Origin of the sequence: Ensifer sp. Root278 (assembly GCF_001429285.1) — a bacterium.
Lineage (GTDB): Bacteria > Pseudomonadota > Alphaproteobacteria > Rhizobiales > Rhizobiaceae > Ensifer.
The window spans coordinates 160,643-175,445 of the sequence record NZ_LMJJ01000034.1 but is presented as its reverse complement, the minus strand read 5'-3'; the positions used below and the strand labels follow the sequence as shown (position 1 = coordinate 175,445).

The following is a 14,803-nucleotide window of genomic DNA, read 5'->3' as shown; positions in this document are numbered from 1 at the left end:
ATGACAAGAGAGGCCGCGAGCGCAGCCTCTCACGATCGAATGTCAGTTTACGGGGAGATTCGACCGCCGCCCGGCTTGGCTTTAATCATCCACGGCAGGACCGCGGGAGCCTTCACAAGTATGCCCTTCTTCTTCGCGAAGGAGCGGAGAGCGTCACGCGCCACCTGGACTGGCTTGTGGCCGTCATGTGCCAGGTAGCAAGTCTTCAGGGTCGCGTCGTGAATGATATCGCGATCCCCTTTGGACCATTCCTCAAGGAAATCGATCGCGTCGTCGAGGTTGGTGATTTCGAGGACCAGATCCTTCCTTTCACGCAGGTAAACTGGCCGGTCAAACATCTTCGGGTGCATTTCTACCTCACTGAATTCGTTGGCTTTCAACAAGGAACGCGCTGTTCGTCAGCGCCCGCTGAAGATTTATTTTCGCGGCTGCGCGAGTTCAAGAGGATGACGCAGCGACTTGCACAAAAACACTTCTTCGGAGGTGCGGCATGAACGAGCGTTTGTCCGCCGCCCAGTACCAGGCCGCCATCGCCAAGCCGAAGCGCGGGAACAAGTACAAGGCCCAGCGCACGCTTCTCGATGGCATCTGCTTCGATAGCAAGGCGGAGGCCGCATACTATGCCAGCTTGAAGCTCCGCCAAAAGGCGGGCGAGGTCGAAGACGTGGAAATGCAGCGCTCGTATGCGCTGACGATCAATGGCGTGCTGGTCTGCACTTACAGGGCGGACTTTGTCTTTTGGGACGTCGCCATGAAGCGCCGCCGCGTCATCGATGTGAAGGGCATGGTCACGCCCGTGTTCCGCATCAAGCAGAAGCTCATGAAGGCCTGCCACGGCTTGGAAGTCGAGGTGATCCGATGAGCAATCGCGCATGGATGCCGCTCCACATCGCCGACTACCTCGCTGACACCGGCCACCTGACCGCGACCGAGCACGGCGCCTATCTGCTGCTGATCATGCACTACTGGCAGAACGGCGCTCTTCCCGAAAACGAGCGCGTGATCGCCCGTATCGCCAAGTTGTCACCGGAACAGTGGGAAGAGAGCCGCGACATGCTCGCCATGCTCTTCGGTCCCGGCTGGACGCACAAGCGCATTGATGCCGAACTCGCCAAGGCCGACGACATCATCGAGAAGCGTCGGTCTGCTGCATCATCGCGGCACGGCAAATCCAAAAGCAATGCAAGTGCAGAGCAAATGCAAAGCACATGCAGTGATACGCGCGTGCCACCTATAACCGATAACCTATCTACATCCTCACTTCGTTCGGATGCTTGCCCGGAGCCGGATAAATCCGCTCCGGCCTCGCCCACGGTTATCGAACTTCCTGCAATCGGTGGCGCACTCGTGGCGATCAGCGAGGCTGACGTCGCTGAATGGTCCGATGCCTACCCCGCGGTGAACGTCCGACAGCAACTCGCTGCGATCCGCTCCTGGCTCAACGTCAACACGCAGAAGCGCAAGACGGCCAAGGGCATGAAGCGGTTCGTCGTTTCGTGGCTCTCCCGCGGACAGGATCGAGGTGGAAGTCGCGAGCTTCCGCAGGGGCAGGCGCCGCCTCGGCCGATGAGCCCTCACATGCAGCGCCAACGTGACATCCACCAGAAACTGAAACGAGACCTCTACGGTGAGCCAGATGACGAATTTGCCGGCCAGACTGTCGACCTTACAGAGCGAGATTTCCGCTCTCACTGAGAAGCTTTCGCCCTGCGGCGTCGACGAGGTCGGCAAGTGCATCGCCTCACTGATGGACGCCGGCATGATGATCCCCGCATCGATCCAGGCCGAAGATCCGATCGAGGAATACCGGATCGCGCTCAAGGGTGTCCCGCTCCATGGCCTGCGCACTGTCTTCGTGCGCCTGAAGCGCGGGGAATACGACCTGCAGAACCGTGCCTATCTGCCGATCCCTTCGGAGATGGCGGTCATGGCGAACGCTGAATGCCGAAACCTGCGGGAGGAGCGCGTTCGAGCCTCCGAACTGATCAAGACTGCCCGCGAAAACGCTGCGCTGGGCGGCCCCCGCATGTCCCGTTACGGGCTGAAGGACCTGCGAGTGACCCAAGAGGAGAGGGCGCGCGAGCTCGCCGCCCGAGGCTTCATCTTCGTCGCCGAATGCCAATCGCACGACGAGTTCGCTAACGGTTGCAAGAAGCGTCGGTGGCCTCTCGGCGCAACGCATCTTTGGGCAATTAATCAGGTATGGGCGCCAGGCGTCTCGAAGCAGTCCGTGCCGGAGGGGCGAGCCGATGCTGCATAAGCCTCGCCCCCGCCCAGACGCAGGTTGCCCGCTTGCCGCCCGAGAACTCGAAACGGTCAAATGGCTATCACTCGGCAAAACGGCGGAAGAGGCGGCCACGATCATGGGAATCAGCATCCACACAGTCAATCGCAACATCATCAACGCCATGAGCAAAGCAGGCGCTTCTAAGGCCACCGGCCTTGTCGGCCTGGCTCTTCGCTCCGGCTGGATCGAATAGGAGAACGCCCAATGAGCTGGTACGCAATCAAGACCCGACCCGGAACCCAGCGGCCGGCAACGCCGCGGATCGGCGAGACCGAGGAACGCAAGGGCGAGTTCATCATCGAGCGGAACCTCCGCGATGCTGACATCGAAATCTACATGCCGTCGTTCCGGAAGGACATCAAACACCACCGGACCAGGGAACTGATCGAGCGCCGGTTCGCCATGATTGTCGGATACTCGTTCGTGTACCTGCCGACAGGGGACTTTTACCGCCTATCCCGCGTTGACGGTGTGACGTCTATCCTCGGTGTTGCCGGCCATCCGACCCGGATCTCCAATTTCGACGTCGAGAGTATCCGCGACGCCGAGGCTATGGCCGGCGCCGCGTTGGATCGGGAGCGCGACGCCCGCAAGAAGCGTAGCCGCAAGCAACTGCAGGAAGAGTTCCCGAAGGATTTCAAGGTCCGGATCGCGCCCGAACATCGCATGGTCGGCGGCATGCTGGCCACCGTCCTCGACGTCACCGGCCGCAACACGATCAAAGCTGTGGTCGAGTACCTCGGCGGCCTCGTCCACGTCGATCTTTCACTGGATATGATCGACAAGGTTGCATGAGCCGATTGCAAATCATCCGTGTTTCTCATATGTTCCACAACGGATGATTTGCTGTTCTGTAGCGGACCTCTTCTGAGGGAACACTCGCCGGGCAAACCCAGCCGCAACAGATGTTTGCGGCCATTCGGAAATTTTTACCAAAATCCCGGTGAGACATGGCGAGTGCAGCGGTGCAATGGATCATTGATCACTCGTCGCATGTTGGCGACGAGTGCTTGATCTTTCCCTTCTATCGCCACCCAAATGGGTATGGCGTCGTATGGGTTGGAAGTTGCGATGGCCGGCGGCGTACCGGCGCCCATCGTCGCATGTGTGAAGAAGTGCATGGCGAACCGCCTACGTCGGCACATGAGGCAGCGCATTCTTGCGGCAACGGCAATCAGGGATGCGTGCACCCGGGCCATCTTCGCTGGGCAACCAGAAAAGAGAACGCCCAGGATGCTGTCGCGCACGGGGTAGTTTTCAACCCATACGGCCCGCCAGGCACGACGAAGGACGGCTCTCGGGACAGACAATCTGGCGAAAACCACGGCCGGGCGATCCTATCGGCGTCTGACGTCGATCAGATCCGCGGTGAGCTTTCGAGCGGGGGCCGGGTTAAAGACTTGGCGAACCGGTTTGGGGTGCACAGGTCTACCATCAGTTTGATCAAGTCCGGGAAGAATTGGGCCGCTGCGGCCCGACACTCGCCGGGCCTTAGGGAGGACGTCACCGCCCCCCGCCATAGGTGCGTATTGCCGAAATTCTGATCTTCTCCTCAACGATCCTGCGTTTGCGGGACGGGCAGGTAGACCTTGGATGCAACGCGCTTTCCATCGAGTAAGGATCCCTCGACTAATAGATAGGCCGATATACCGAGGATCGTGAGCAGTAGAATGCTGACCGGCAGCTTTGCTGAAGAGCGATGATCAGGTTCTTGGAAGTTCTTTCGACCCAACATGGCCGGTACCAATTTGCACATACGAGAGCGACGTCGTCACGTGGGCTCTTCCCGCCAGACGGCCTGACTGGTCAACAAAGTTCGAAGCTCTGTAGCAAGTTGGGATTATACCACGCTCGCCGGAGCGCCGCGCGGGATCACAGGTGGTGAGGCAGATGGCTGCCGCAACTTGTTCGCTGTTCGTAGCTATTTCAAGCGCACAAAAGCCGCCCCACTGAAGTAATTCCGGTCACGTCGGAGTAGAGCAGAGCAGTAGCTCGCGTGGCCCATAACCACGAGGTTGCAGGTTCGAATCCTGTCTCCGCAACCAGCCTCGCCCGTCACCCGGAGAGCGGGAGCGCGGAAACTTCGGTCGCTTCCAGCACCATGTTAGGTGCCGCAATAGAGTTTCAGGGAGGCTGCGCGCTTGCCAATCTCAACAGATCTCGCAACAGCGAAAGGGTTTTGCGTTGGGAGCTTACCGCCGCTTGATTGCATCATGACTTCGAGGGCTTGCTCGAATTCTGTCAGGTCGACAGTCTTCTTCTGCGCAAGAAACCAATCTGAGGTTTTCTGCCGTATCATGTTGCGAAATCCTGCCTCAACGGCGCCCTTGTCCTTGAGTGGAGCAACCACGCGCATGCGCGCGGGTTTCCCGTCGGAAGTGCAGCCGTAGATAAAAATGCCGTTCTTCGCGGCAATCGCGTTTGTGCTACAAAGCGAGAGCGCCCCAGCTATTAGTAATGTAGCAGTCAACGTGTTTTTCACAGTTGCCCCTCAAAATTTCCCCCAAGCATAACGTTCACTCAACGTCGAAACAAATTCAAGTTGTGCCCCTGGAAATCGCGACCACCCAAGGACCGCAGTCTATGCGGAGGGTGGTCGCCCTCACTTCGCCGCGAAGCCGGATGTTCTAGTTCGTTAGCCCATAAATTTACTGGGTTGAGATGTCCAACTTTGGCACATAAGTCGTTCGCGGATCGTTCTATAGCGTATGAGAGGCTGCTTCTCCTGGTTCTCAACCGATGCGCGACGGTATCAGGATCTGATCGCTTCATTTTTCCACTAATCCGAACGGGTTAGAAATCCACTTTCGTACTCGTCACGTTCTTACGTCGTTCGGCGAGTATTAGAGATTAAACTTTCAGTAGAAATTCAGGGTTTTCGTCGGAGTAGAGCAGCCCGGTAGCTCGCCAGCCTCATAAGCTGGAGGTCGAGGGCCCGTAACGAACACGCCGGGGAGCCCGGCCGCTGCCGCAGCGACGGCGGAATAGGTTCGGGGCCCGCCCACCAGAAGCCGTTCGCCGGTTAGGCTGCGTAGCCGGAAGGAAGACAAGCGGGAAGCCAACCGCACGTCGAGGCACCAGAGCACTCCAGCCCGCTTCGAGGCGGTGACGTCACCGCCGTGGCCTTCGAGAGATGAAGATGAAGGCAACCAGGGTCAGCAGCGCCACGATGGCGAATTGACCAGTGGCTTCGGCTTGGAAGCCGGGGACTGATAGTTTGAGGATATCTGTTGCAGTTTGCATGGCGCACCTTTCACCAAAAAAATCGGTGCTGCCTGCTGCCGCAATATGCCTGAAATGGTTGCCGCGACAAGTCGCCCTCTCACTTGTCGGTTCTTGCGTTTCCTTGCGTCTGATTGTCAGTTGATGACAGCTGTTGTCACCTGATGTCGTTTGATGTCGTTTGCGGAACGTTCGGTGCACCGCATTTTCTGGTCACATTTTCGTGAGCGAGGGTCGAGTTAGTATGAGGCCACGACCGCCATCCTCGATGTTCGACGACATCACCTCGCCAGCCTTCGCCCCGGCTGAAGACATGCCAGACTGGGTGGACGCAACGTTCCTCGACCCGGCGTCGCCGATCCACAACCCGGATCATCTCCACCTGAGCTTCGCCGACATCGGCTACCTTTGGACCACAGTCAGCAACAGCAAGAAGGGGCGCCGCGTCATCGGCCAGTGCGAGACAGGATCTCCGCAAGGCACAATGGGCAGGTGGTCATGCGCTCGCGCAGAGATGCAGGTGAAGCAGTGGTTCCGCCACGTCCCTGATTTCATCATCACGCTGGACGCCGATTACTGCCGAGAGTGTGGAGACGCCGAGTTCATGGCGCTGGTCGAGCACGAGCTCTATCACGCCGCCCAGGACGTCGATGCTTTCGGCGCGCCGAAGTTCAGCAAGTCGACGGGCCGCCCGGTGTTCGTCATTCGGGGACATGACGTCGAAGAGTTCGTCGGGGTGGTCCGTAGGTACGGGGCAGATGCTGCCGGCATCCGCGCCATGGTCGATGCAGCCAGCCAGAAACCCGAGATCGCCAGAGTGCAGATCGCACACGCATGCGGCACCTGCCAGCTTAGGGTCGCCTAGAGTATCTCGTTCACCTCGAACAGCGGCAGGGCCAAGCAGACCGATAGGACGTGCCAGGTTTCGCCCTCGATCGTGGCGCCGTCGTCGGCAGCTATCAGGGTGAGGTTAGGCGCGAGATCATCTCGTGCCTGTTCTAGCAGGGCGTGGCCCTCTTCAGCAGTCATGCCGTCCGGGTAGCGGACGATGTACCTTCGATGCTGGTGGTCTGCTTCAATGGTCATTTTGACGGGACTTTGACACAGCCATGGCGAAAGCGAAACTCTCTGACGAGGTCAAAACTTACATCGTGCAGGCCCTGGCGTGTTTCGATAGCCCTTCAGTGGTATCTGCGGCAGTCAAGAAGGAATACGGCCTCGAAGTGAGCCGGCAACTCGTCGAGAGCCACGATCCGAACAAGAAGGCAGCATCCGGCCTGGCGCCCAAGTGGCGCGTTCTCTTCGAGGAGACCCGCAAGACCTTCCTTGAGGACACCGCCTCGATCGCGATCAGCCATCGCGCCGTTCGTCTCCGCGCTCTTCAACGCATGGCAGACAAGGCAGAAAACCAGGGCAACATGGTGCTGGCATCATCGTTGCTCAAACAGGCGGCGGAAGAAGTCGGCGGCGCCTATACGAACCGACGCGAGATCACGGGCAAGGACGGCAAGGATCTTCCGACGCCGGTCTCTCCGGTGACGATCTTCCAGTTGCCCGATAATGGCAGGGGTTGAGCAAGGGCAGGGCGCCCAGACAATCATCCGGCCCCAGGCTGGCCCGCAGACACAATTCCTTGGTTCGCCAGCAGATATCGCGATCTATGGCGGGTCGGCAGGTGGCGGCAAGACGTGGGCGCTCCTCATGGAGCCGCTGCGCCATGTTGCCAACCCGCAGTTCGGCGCGGTCTTCTTCCGGCGCACGCTGGTGCAGGTCCGAAACGAGGGCGGCCTATGGGACGAGAGCGAGAAGCTCTATCCCAGCCTGAACGCAAAGCCGAAGGTGGCGCCGGATCTGTCGTGGACGTTCCCATCTGGGGCGTCGGTCAGTTTCGCGCACCTCGAACACGACAAGACGGTTTCGAACTGGCAGGGCTCGCAGATCCCGCTGATCTGCTTCGACGAGCTCACGCACTTCAGTGCCAAGCAGTTCTGGTATCTGCTGTCGCGTAACCGCTCGATGTGCGGCGTCAGACCGTATGTCAGGGCAACCTGCAACCCGGATGCGGATAGCTGGGTCGCCGAGTTCATTTCGTGGTGGATCGACCAGGATACTGGTCTGCCGATACCGGAGCGGGCGGGCGTCCTTCGCTACTTCGTCCGCATCGGCGATTCCATCATCTGGGCCGACCATCCGTCGGAACTCGCCGAGTACACGGCACCCGATGAGAACGGCAACCCGAAGCCGATCGAGCCGAAGTCGGTGACGTTCGTCCCGGCCAAGCTGACGGACAACAAGGCGCTGATGGCAGCCGATCCCGGCTACCTCGCCAACCTGATGGCCCTGCCGACGGTTGAGCGCGAACGCCTCCTCGGGGGCAACTGGAAGATTCGTCCGGCTGCCGGGCTCTTGTTCCAGCGCGGTTGGTGCGAGGTCGTCGATGCTATCCCAGCCGGCGTCGTCAAATGGATGCGCGGCTGGGACATGGCGGCAACGCCGAAGACAGAGGGTACCGACCCAGACGCCACGGCCGGTACCAAGATCGGCAAGCTGTCGGACGGGCGCTACATCGTGGCGCATCACTGCAACGACTTCCTGTCACCGTCAGGTGTCGAGCGGTTGATCAGGAACACGGCAGAAGCCGACGGCAAGGACGTGCAGATATCGCTGCCGCAGGATCCTGGCCAGGCGGGCAAATCGCAGGTCACCAACCTGACGAAGCTGCTGGCCGGCTTCACGGTACGGGCCACACCCGAATCCGGTGACAAGGTGACACGGTTCAGCCCGTTCTCTGCCCAGGCGGAAGCGGGCAACGTCCTGCTCCTTCGAGCGCCTTGGAATGCAGCATGGTTTTCGTCGCTCGAAGGCTTTCCTGAAGCGACACATGATGACGACGCCGACAGCACGAGCAGAGCATTCAATGCGCTTCTGAGCGCAAGCACGTTCACGCTGGCGAACGTTTAGGAGCGGACATGGGAAACATCATCGCTTTCGTCCGCGACAGCCTGACGAACATGGTTGCCAACATCGGCACCAGCCGGGACAAGGCGGCGTCGACCTTCTACTCGATGCCGGTGCTTTCGGACGAGGAACTGCTCAACGCCTACCGTGGCGCGTGGCTACCGCGGAAGATCGTGGATATCCCGGCATTCGATAGCGTCCGTGCCTGGCGCGACTGGCAGGCGAAGAAGGCTCAGATCGAGCTTATCGAGGCCGAAGAGAAGCGCCTCAACGTCAAGGGCAAGATCCTCGAAGCCAAGATCAAGGCTCGGCTCTGGGGCGGCGCTGCCGTCGTCATCGGTACCGGCGATCAGAACCTGACCGAGCCACTCGACGTCGAGCGCGTTGGCAAAGGCGGCCTGAAGTACCTCACGGTCATCTCGCGTCGCAATCTGACGGCGGGCGAGATCGATCGCGACCCGGCCTCCGAATGGTACGGCAAGCCCAAGGTCTACCAGATCAAGTCGACGGACGGCGTGCAGGTCGACATTCACCCGTCGCGCCTGGTCGTCTTCAACGGCGCCGCCCAGCCTGACGAGGAGATCGTCACCACGACCTATGCCGGCTGGGGCGACAGCGTGCTCCTGTCGGTCGTCGAGGCGATCAAGCAGGCCGACGGTACTGCGGCGAACATTGCCAGCCTCGTCTTCGAGGCGAAGGTCAACGTGATCCGCATCCCCGACTTCATGCAGAACGTCGGTGATGAGCGGTACCGCGCCAAGATCCTTGAACGCTACACACTGGCGGCCACGGCCAAAGGCATCAACGGCGACCTCCTCCTCGACAAGGAGGAGGAGTTCGAACAGAAGACGGCGAGCTTCGCCACACTCCCAGACGTGCTCATGTCGTTCATGCAGCTGGTATCCGGCGCGGCCGACATTCCGGCAACCCGGTTGCTCGGACAGTCGCCGGCAGGGATGAACGCCACTGGTGAAAGCGACCTTCGCAACTACTACGATCGCCTGCAGGCCATGCAGGAGGTCGAGATGACACCGGCAATGATGCGCCTCGACGAGTGCATCATCCGCAGCGGGACCGGCTCGCGCGACCCGGATATCTACTACGAGTGGGCACCGCTCTGGGGCATGTCGGAGAAGGAAAAGGCTGACGTCTTCAAGACGAAGGCTGATGCCGCGCGCCAATTGGTGGGCACTTCGCCGGGACAGGAAATTATTCCTCGTGAGGCTGTGTCCGACGCTCTGGTTAATGCGCTCGTCGAAGATGGGTCGCTGCCCGGCCTGGACGCGGCGATCGAGGAATATGGCAAGCTGAGCGAGCAGGAGCCCTCCGAAGACGAGCTTGCGGCCGCAGCAGTCGCACAGTCAATTCAGGAGCGATGAACCCGATAGGCTCATCAAGAGGCCGAGAATATCACCATGAAAAGTGCGGCCCAGAGTAAGGCCGACAACTCGGCCGCCAACAGAAATCCAAATGTGGTGTCGCTCATACAATCCTCCCTAGGCAACCTCCATTGCCGGGAGCAACTATAGGGGAGAGACGACGGCTCCGCTACTAACTAAGACGCAAGCAGTGAGTAAATCAGAACGCCGACAGAACCCCAGAAACCAACTATTACCAGCGCCATCGCGGCAACCAAAACCTTTGTCACGACAAAACTCCTTCGACTGTTGTGCGGGTCCAAAACCTAGCCCAGCGCTGAAATTTTAGTATCGGACCATGGTCTGATCTCGCTGCTTGCGTTGACGGTGTGTCGGACCGCCATCGCCGCAGATCGTTTTTCTTCTGAGGTACTACTCATGAAATTTACAGACACTGCGCCGATCGCGGGCACGCGACGGACCGCCGACGGCTACCTAGTTGCTGAGGTCCGGACAGCGCGTACTGGCATCCAGGACTATGCCGGTCACGAGGTCGGCAAGCCTGAATTGCCGGTGGTCAAGGTCTATCGTCCGGCCGATCAGGTCTTCGCCCGCGACAGCCTCGGCAGTTACGCCCACAAGCCGGTGACGAACGATCACCCGACCGAAGTGGTCACCGCCGACACATGGAAGGCAGTATCGGTCGGCCAGATCGGCGATGAGGTGGCGCGCGACGGAGAATTCGTCCGCATCCCGCTCGTCGTTATGGACGCCGCGGCAATCAAGGCGATCGACGAGGGCAAGCGCGAGCTTTCCGCCGGCTACACCTGCGATCTCGCATGGGAGCCGGGCACGACGCCCGAGGGCGAGAAGTACGACGCCATCCAGAAAGATATCCGGATCAACCACGTCGCCATCGTCGAGCGTGGCCGCGCCGGATCGCAAGCTCGCATCGGCGACGGTGCGGGACAGTGGGGCGCCGCCCCGTTCACCAGTGATCAGAAACCGAAAGAGGAAAAGATCATGACCCTGAAGACGGTTACCGTCGATGGCATCCCGGTTGAAGTAACCGACCAGGGCGCCACGGTGATCGGCACGCTCCAGCAGCGCCTTGCCGACGCCGTTTCCAAGCTTACCGCCACCGAAACGGCACATCAGACGGCTCTGGCCGCCAAGGATGCCGAGCTGGCGAAGAAGGATGCCGAGATTGACGCCACGAAGGCCAAGGTGCTTTCCGACGCCGACCTCGACAAGCGCGTTCAGGCCCGCGCCGATCTCGTCGCCAAGGCCAAGGTTCTGGCGAAGGACGTCAAGACCGCGGGCCTGTCCGATGCCGCCATCCGCAAGGCTGTGGTCGTCGCCAAGATCGGTGATGCTGCGGTCGCCGACAAGTCGGACGCCTACATCGATGCCCGCTTCGACATGCTCGTCGAGGACGTGGCCAAGAACCCCAGCGATCCGTTCCGCAGTGTCGTCAAGCAGGGGCTGACGTCGGACGCGGACCTCACCGACTCCAACAAGGCTTACGAGGCAATGCTTGCTCGCGATCGTAACGCTTGGATGGGCAATCAGAAGGAGAACGCATAATGGCCTTCCCTCCCGTCTCCTATTCGCGTGATACCCCGGCCGGCTATCCCGGCATGATCGCGACCAGCGAGCCGCATTTCATCACCTCGATGATCGTTGCGGCCGCCTCCGGCAACATCCCGTTTGGGGTCGGCGTCATCTACGACACCGTCGAGGACACGGTGAAGCTGCCGGCCGCCATCGGCAAGTTCGCCGGCGTCGCCGTCGTCGATCGCACGCTGCCCTTCGCCAACGGCGAGGTCTACAAGCCGTACGACCAGATCAGCGTCATGAAAAACGGTTCGATCTGGGTCACTGCGCTTGTCGCTGTCGCCCAAGGCGATCCCGTCTACATGACGCCAACAGGCGGCTTCACCAACGTTTCCAACTCGTCGGCCAACCAGCTGATCGAAAATGCCGAATGGGCAAGCGTCACGAGCGGTACCAACCAGCTCGCGCGCCTGCGCCTGGGCGTCACCAAGTAAGGAGAACACAGATGTTCACCACTGACGCGCCCGCGCTGGCGCTGAACTTCCTCCGCACGGCTCAGAACTACATCGAGCCGGGCATCTACGCTCGCGAGTATCCGGATTTCCAGTATCGTGAACTGGTTCCGGTCGATAATTCGGCGCCGGACTGGACCACCGCCATCGACTTCTTCTCGATGGGCGACGACGTCGGCCAGGCGCGAGAGTTTGCTCCGGATGGAGATGACATCCCGTTCGTCGACTTCAAGCTCGACAGCGGCAACAGCCGTGTCTGGATGGCAGCAATCGGCTACCGGTACAATCTGCAGGAGCTTGCCCATGCCCAGGCCTATGGCATCCGCCTGCAGAACGACCGCGCTGATGCGGCCCGTCGCAAGTACGAGCAGTACGTCGACAACGTCGCATTCCTCGGCCGCTCCAAGCTCGGCATGCAGGGCTTGCTCAACACGACCTCCGTTACCGCACTCACCGCGGCGTACGGGGCGGGCGGTACGGCGACCTGGACCACCAAGACGGCCGACGAGATCCTCGCCGACGTCAATAGCGTCCTCGGTGTGATCTTCACTGCCTCCAACGGCATCGAGCAGGCAGACACCATCCTGCTCGACCAGGACCGATATGCACTCATCGCCACAAAGCGTCTCGACGCGACGATGACCACCACCATCCTGGAACACATCCAGCGCGCAAACATCTACACCATTCGGACCGGCCGGCCGCTGACGATCCGTGCCGTGTTCGGGCTGGAAAACGCTGGCGCCGGGAGCACCCACCGCATGGTGGCTTACCGCCGCTCGCCCGACGTCGTGAAGATGCACGTGCCGATGCCGCTGCGCTGGTTGCAGGCCGAGCAGCGCCTGCTGAAGTTCGAAGTGCCGGGCATCTTCCGCCTCGGCGGTGTCGAAGTTCGTCGTCCCGGCGCGATGCGCTACCTCGACGGCATCTGAGGAGTTTTCGCTATGTCCAAGATTACCATTCAGAATACGCGCCCGGGTGGCTTCGGCATCCCGGGCGGTCCGGTCATTGCCGGCGGCGGCTCGCTCGAAGTCGAAACATCAGACTGGAAGACGATCAAGGGTCATCCGGTGGTCAAAGCCTGGGTGGATGCCGGCCATCTGACCCTTGATGGCGACGAGGAGGGTGCTGACGAAGGCGACGGTTCGAAGTCCGTGACCGAAGTCCTCGCGATGGCAACCGACCCGAACGTGCAGTTCATGTCTTTCAAGGCAGCAGCAGCCAAGCTGCTCGGCGACAAGACGCCGGCCAAGAAGGACGAGATCATCGCCGCTCTCGAAGACCTGGCAACCAAGCCCTGAAAGCAAATGGGGCCGCTGTAAAGACAGCGAGCCCCCTCCCTACGCCAGCAGTGTGAGTGCTGGCGCTCCCTGCTGTGAGCAAGAATGCACCGCCTTTATTGATGAAAGACTAATGTAATCTGAGAGGAATGACATGGCCGGATATGGCGATAACGACGGCTTCACGGCTTACGCTACGGCGGCCGGCTATGTCTTCCCCGATGGCACGACCGATGCTCAGAAGACCGCAGCGCGCCAGCGCGGTTCTCTGGTGATCGATCGGTACGAACCTCGGATCAATGGTCACCGCACCGGCGGATATGCCCAGGAGCGGGCATGGCCACGCACCGGCGCGTCCACCTATCACGGGGAGGCGATCCCATCGGGTGAGGTGCCAACCCCCATCATCAACGCTTCCTATGAGGCGGCATTCCTCGAACTGACGAACCCGGGCAGTCTTTCGCCCGTTGTCACCGGCACATCTACGGTCAAGCGCGAAAAGGTCGGGCAGCTTGAAGTCGAGTATGCGACTTCGTCGTCGACCGACATCGACGATGTGGTTGCACTGGCAACGCCGGTCGTCACCGCAATCGAGGGTCTGCTCTGGCCGTTCCTGACGCCGATCTGGCCCGGGGCGCTGGTAGTCTGATGGCCAACCCGCTTTACGCCCGTCTGCAAGCCACGGCGCAGCGCCTCATTGCCAAGTTCGGCCAGGTCGGCGTCGTCACGCGCATCACTCCTCCCGACAACGTTCTCGGCGGCGAGCCCGTGACCACGCCATACCCGGCAACACTTGTCCCGATGGCCTACGAGGCCCGCTACATCGACGGCACCACGATCAAGACCGGCGACATGCAGATCTACATCTCGTCCGTCGGCCTGGCGATCGAGCCGACCGTCGGCGACGTCGTCACGGCCAGCGGCAACGACTACGCCGTCATCGCCGGGGATCCGAACAAGTTCGACGGCATCACGCCGGTTGTGTTCATCGTGCAGGGAAGAACTCGCTGACCGGCGGCTTAGGGCATCTCGATCACGATGTCGTCGATGAGGTGCGCTTTTCCGTCTACTAATTCTACGAGGGACGCGTCTGAAAGCTGATCAAGTACTGTGGTTACATCGATATGCGCAGGCGTATGCGGATTTTGCCAACGACGTTTCGCGATTGCTTTTACGATCTCGGGCTCGGTCGCGTGTGCGCCACACTCATATACCGCTCTTAGCACGATGGCATGCTCTGGCTTTAGCGGTACGACCATTTTCGCCCTCGCGTCCCAAATGATCGCCAGGACAGCGAATGGCGTCAACCACGGCAGCTGCGCCGCGGAGACTGTAGCGAAAACGGCATTTGGTAAGGTCGTGCCCATAACAGAGCGCCAGTTAACGATGAGGTTTCTTGGTCGAATGTAAAAGCCGGCGGGCTCCTCTCCGGCCAAGACAATTTGGTGCTCATTGCCACTAGACTCATCAAAATAGTGGTCGGCTTGGCTTTCTGTCTCCCTAACCAGCAGTTTCTCCAGGATCGCAATATCTGCGGCACTCGTAGCGATCCCTGCGTTTGTGAGTGGTTCTGCAGCGACATCGGCAATCATGTTTTTGCCCCGTTCGATTGGACCCGAAGAAGCTCAG

The 14,803-nt window shown here is 60.4% G+C and carries 19 protein-coding genes and 2 tRNA genes; 17 read left to right on the top strand and 4 right to left on the bottom strand.

Features of this window, described 5'->3' with window-relative positions; all coding sequences use genetic code 11:
- Positions 1 to 47: 47 nt before the first annotated feature.
- Positions 48 to 350, bottom strand: coding sequence for a DUF982 domain-containing protein (locus ASE60_RS20650; protein WP_057252503.1), 303 nt, complete (start codon positions 348 to 350; stop codon positions 48 to 50).
- A 140-nt stretch (positions 351 to 490) separates the two neighbouring features.
- Between ASE60_RS20650 and ASE60_RS20645 the strand changes: the two genes are divergently transcribed.
- The 6 genes from ASE60_RS20645 to ASE60_RS20610 all read left to right on the top strand — a co-directional run bounded on the left by ASE60_RS20645 (position 491) and on the right by ASE60_RS20610 (position 4,332).
- The gene (locus tag ASE60_RS20645; RefSeq protein ID WP_057252501.1) at positions 491 to 862 is read left to right on the top strand and encodes a DUF1064 domain-containing protein; all 372 of its coding nucleotides are present in this window, start codon (positions 491 to 493) and stop codon (positions 860 to 862) included.
- Positions 859 to 1,695, top strand: a complete 837-nt coding sequence (locus ASE60_RS34735) for a DUF1376 domain-containing protein (RefSeq protein WP_156414692.1) — start codon at positions 859 to 861, stop codon at positions 1,693 to 1,695. The genes ASE60_RS20645 and ASE60_RS34735 overlap by 4 nt, the downstream gene beginning before the upstream one ends.
- The gene (locus ASE60_RS33990; RefSeq protein ID WP_082615952.1) at positions 1,637 to 2,260 is read left to right on the top strand and encodes a hypothetical protein; all 624 of its coding nucleotides are present in this window, start codon (positions 1,637 to 1,639) and stop codon (positions 2,258 to 2,260) included. Before ASE60_RS34735 ends, ASE60_RS33990 begins: the two co-directional genes overlap by 59 nt.
- Entirely contained in the window at positions 2,250 to 2,480 is a 231-nt protein-coding gene (locus ASE60_RS20630) for a helix-turn-helix transcriptional regulator (protein ID WP_057252499.1), read from the top strand. The genes ASE60_RS33990 and ASE60_RS20630 overlap by 11 nt, the downstream gene beginning before the upstream one ends.
- A gap of 11 nt (positions 2,481 to 2,491) precedes the next feature.
- Positions 2,492 to 3,082, top strand: a complete 591-nt coding sequence (locus ASE60_RS20625) for a transcription termination/antitermination NusG family protein (RefSeq protein WP_057252498.1) — start codon at positions 2,492 to 2,494, stop codon at positions 3,080 to 3,082.
- 1,172 nt (positions 3,083 to 4,254) lie between these two features.
- Positions 4,255 to 4,332: transfer RNA gene (locus ASE60_RS20610), tRNA-Met, on the top strand.
- A 59-nt stretch (positions 4,333 to 4,391) separates the two neighbouring features.
- Here ASE60_RS20610 and ASE60_RS20605 read toward each other — a convergent pair.
- Positions 4,392 to 4,769 carry a hypothetical protein gene (locus ASE60_RS20605; protein ID WP_156414691.1) on the bottom strand — a complete coding sequence of 126 codons (378 nt, stop codon included), beginning with the start codon at positions 4,767 to 4,769 and terminating at the stop codon, positions 4,392 to 4,394.
- 398 nt (positions 4,770 to 5,167) lie between these two features.
- On the opposite strand from ASE60_RS20605, the gene ASE60_RS20600 reads away from it, so the two are divergent.
- Both ASE60_RS20600 and ASE60_RS20595 read left to right on the top strand, forming a co-directional pair.
- A tRNA-Met gene (locus ASE60_RS20600) sits at positions 5,168 to 5,258 on the top strand.
- Positions 5,259 to 5,753: 495 nt separating this feature from the next.
- The gene (locus ASE60_RS20595) at positions 5,754 to 6,374 is read left to right on the top strand and encodes a putative metallopeptidase (RefSeq protein ID WP_057252491.1); all 621 of its coding nucleotides are present in this window, start codon (positions 5,754 to 5,756) and stop codon (positions 6,372 to 6,374) included.
- On the opposite strand, the gene ASE60_RS20590 is transcribed toward ASE60_RS20595, so the two are convergent.
- Positions 6,371 to 6,595, bottom strand: a complete 225-nt coding sequence (locus ASE60_RS20590) for a hypothetical protein (RefSeq protein ID WP_057252489.1) — start codon at positions 6,593 to 6,595, stop codon at positions 6,371 to 6,373. The genes ASE60_RS20595 and ASE60_RS20590 overlap by 4 nt on opposite strands.
- Before the next feature lie 23 nt (positions 6,596 to 6,618).
- On the opposite strand from ASE60_RS20590, the gene ASE60_RS20585 reads away from it, so the two are divergent.
- The 9 genes from ASE60_RS20585 (at position 6,619) to ASE60_RS20545 (ending at position 14,185) form a co-directional block, all read left to right on the top strand.
- Positions 6,619 to 7,083, top strand: a complete 465-nt coding sequence (locus tag ASE60_RS20585) for a DUF2280 domain-containing protein (RefSeq protein WP_057252487.1) — start codon at positions 6,619 to 6,621, stop codon at positions 7,081 to 7,083.
- On the top strand, positions 7,070 to 8,470 hold the full coding sequence (gene terL, locus ASE60_RS20580) for a phage terminase large subunit (protein ID WP_057252486.1): 1,401 nt from the start codon (positions 7,070 to 7,072) through the stop codon (positions 8,468 to 8,470). The genes ASE60_RS20585 and terL overlap by 14 nt, the downstream gene beginning before the upstream one ends.
- Before the next feature lie 8 nt (positions 8,471 to 8,478).
- A complete protein-coding gene (locus ASE60_RS20575) occupies positions 8,479 to 9,846 on the top strand; it encodes a phage portal protein (protein WP_057252484.1) in 1,368 nt (455 codons plus the stop codon).
- A 417-nt stretch (positions 9,847 to 10,263) separates the two neighbouring features.
- On the top strand, positions 10,264 to 11,412 hold the full coding sequence (locus tag ASE60_RS20570; RefSeq protein WP_057252483.1) for a DUF2213 domain-containing protein: 1,149 nt from the start codon (positions 10,264 to 10,266) through the stop codon (positions 11,410 to 11,412).
- Entirely contained in the window at positions 11,412 to 11,876 is a 465-nt protein-coding gene (locus ASE60_RS20565) for a DUF2190 family protein (protein WP_057252481.1), read from the top strand. The genes ASE60_RS20570 and ASE60_RS20565 overlap by 1 nt, the downstream gene beginning before the upstream one ends.
- Before the next feature lie 11 nt (positions 11,877 to 11,887).
- Positions 11,888 to 12,826, top strand: a complete 939-nt coding sequence (locus tag ASE60_RS20560; RefSeq protein WP_057252479.1) for a DUF2184 domain-containing protein — start codon at positions 11,888 to 11,890, stop codon at positions 12,824 to 12,826.
- Positions 12,827 to 12,838: 12 nt separating this feature from the next.
- Positions 12,839 to 13,195 carry a hypothetical protein gene (locus tag ASE60_RS20555; protein ID WP_057252477.1) on the top strand — a complete coding sequence of 119 codons (357 nt, stop codon included), beginning with the start codon at positions 12,839 to 12,841 and terminating at the stop codon, positions 13,193 to 13,195.
- 133 nt (positions 13,196 to 13,328) lie between these two features.
- Positions 13,329 to 13,823 carry a DnaT-like ssDNA-binding protein gene (locus ASE60_RS20550; RefSeq protein WP_057252475.1) on the top strand — a complete coding sequence of 165 codons (495 nt, stop codon included), beginning with the start codon at positions 13,329 to 13,331 and terminating at the stop codon, positions 13,821 to 13,823.
- The gene (locus ASE60_RS20545) at positions 13,823 to 14,185 is read left to right on the top strand and encodes a hypothetical protein (protein ID WP_057252473.1); all 363 of its coding nucleotides are present in this window, start codon (positions 13,823 to 13,825) and stop codon (positions 14,183 to 14,185) included. The genes ASE60_RS20550 and ASE60_RS20545 overlap by 1 nt, the downstream gene beginning before the upstream one ends.
- Positions 14,186 to 14,193: 8 nt before the next feature.
- On the opposite strand, the gene ASE60_RS20540 is transcribed toward ASE60_RS20545, so the two are convergent.
- The gene (locus ASE60_RS20540) at positions 14,194 to 14,766 is read right to left on the bottom strand and encodes a hypothetical protein (RefSeq protein ID WP_057252471.1); all 573 of its coding nucleotides are present in this window, start codon (positions 14,764 to 14,766) and stop codon (positions 14,194 to 14,196) included.
- Positions 14,767 to 14,803: the final 37 nt, after the last annotated feature.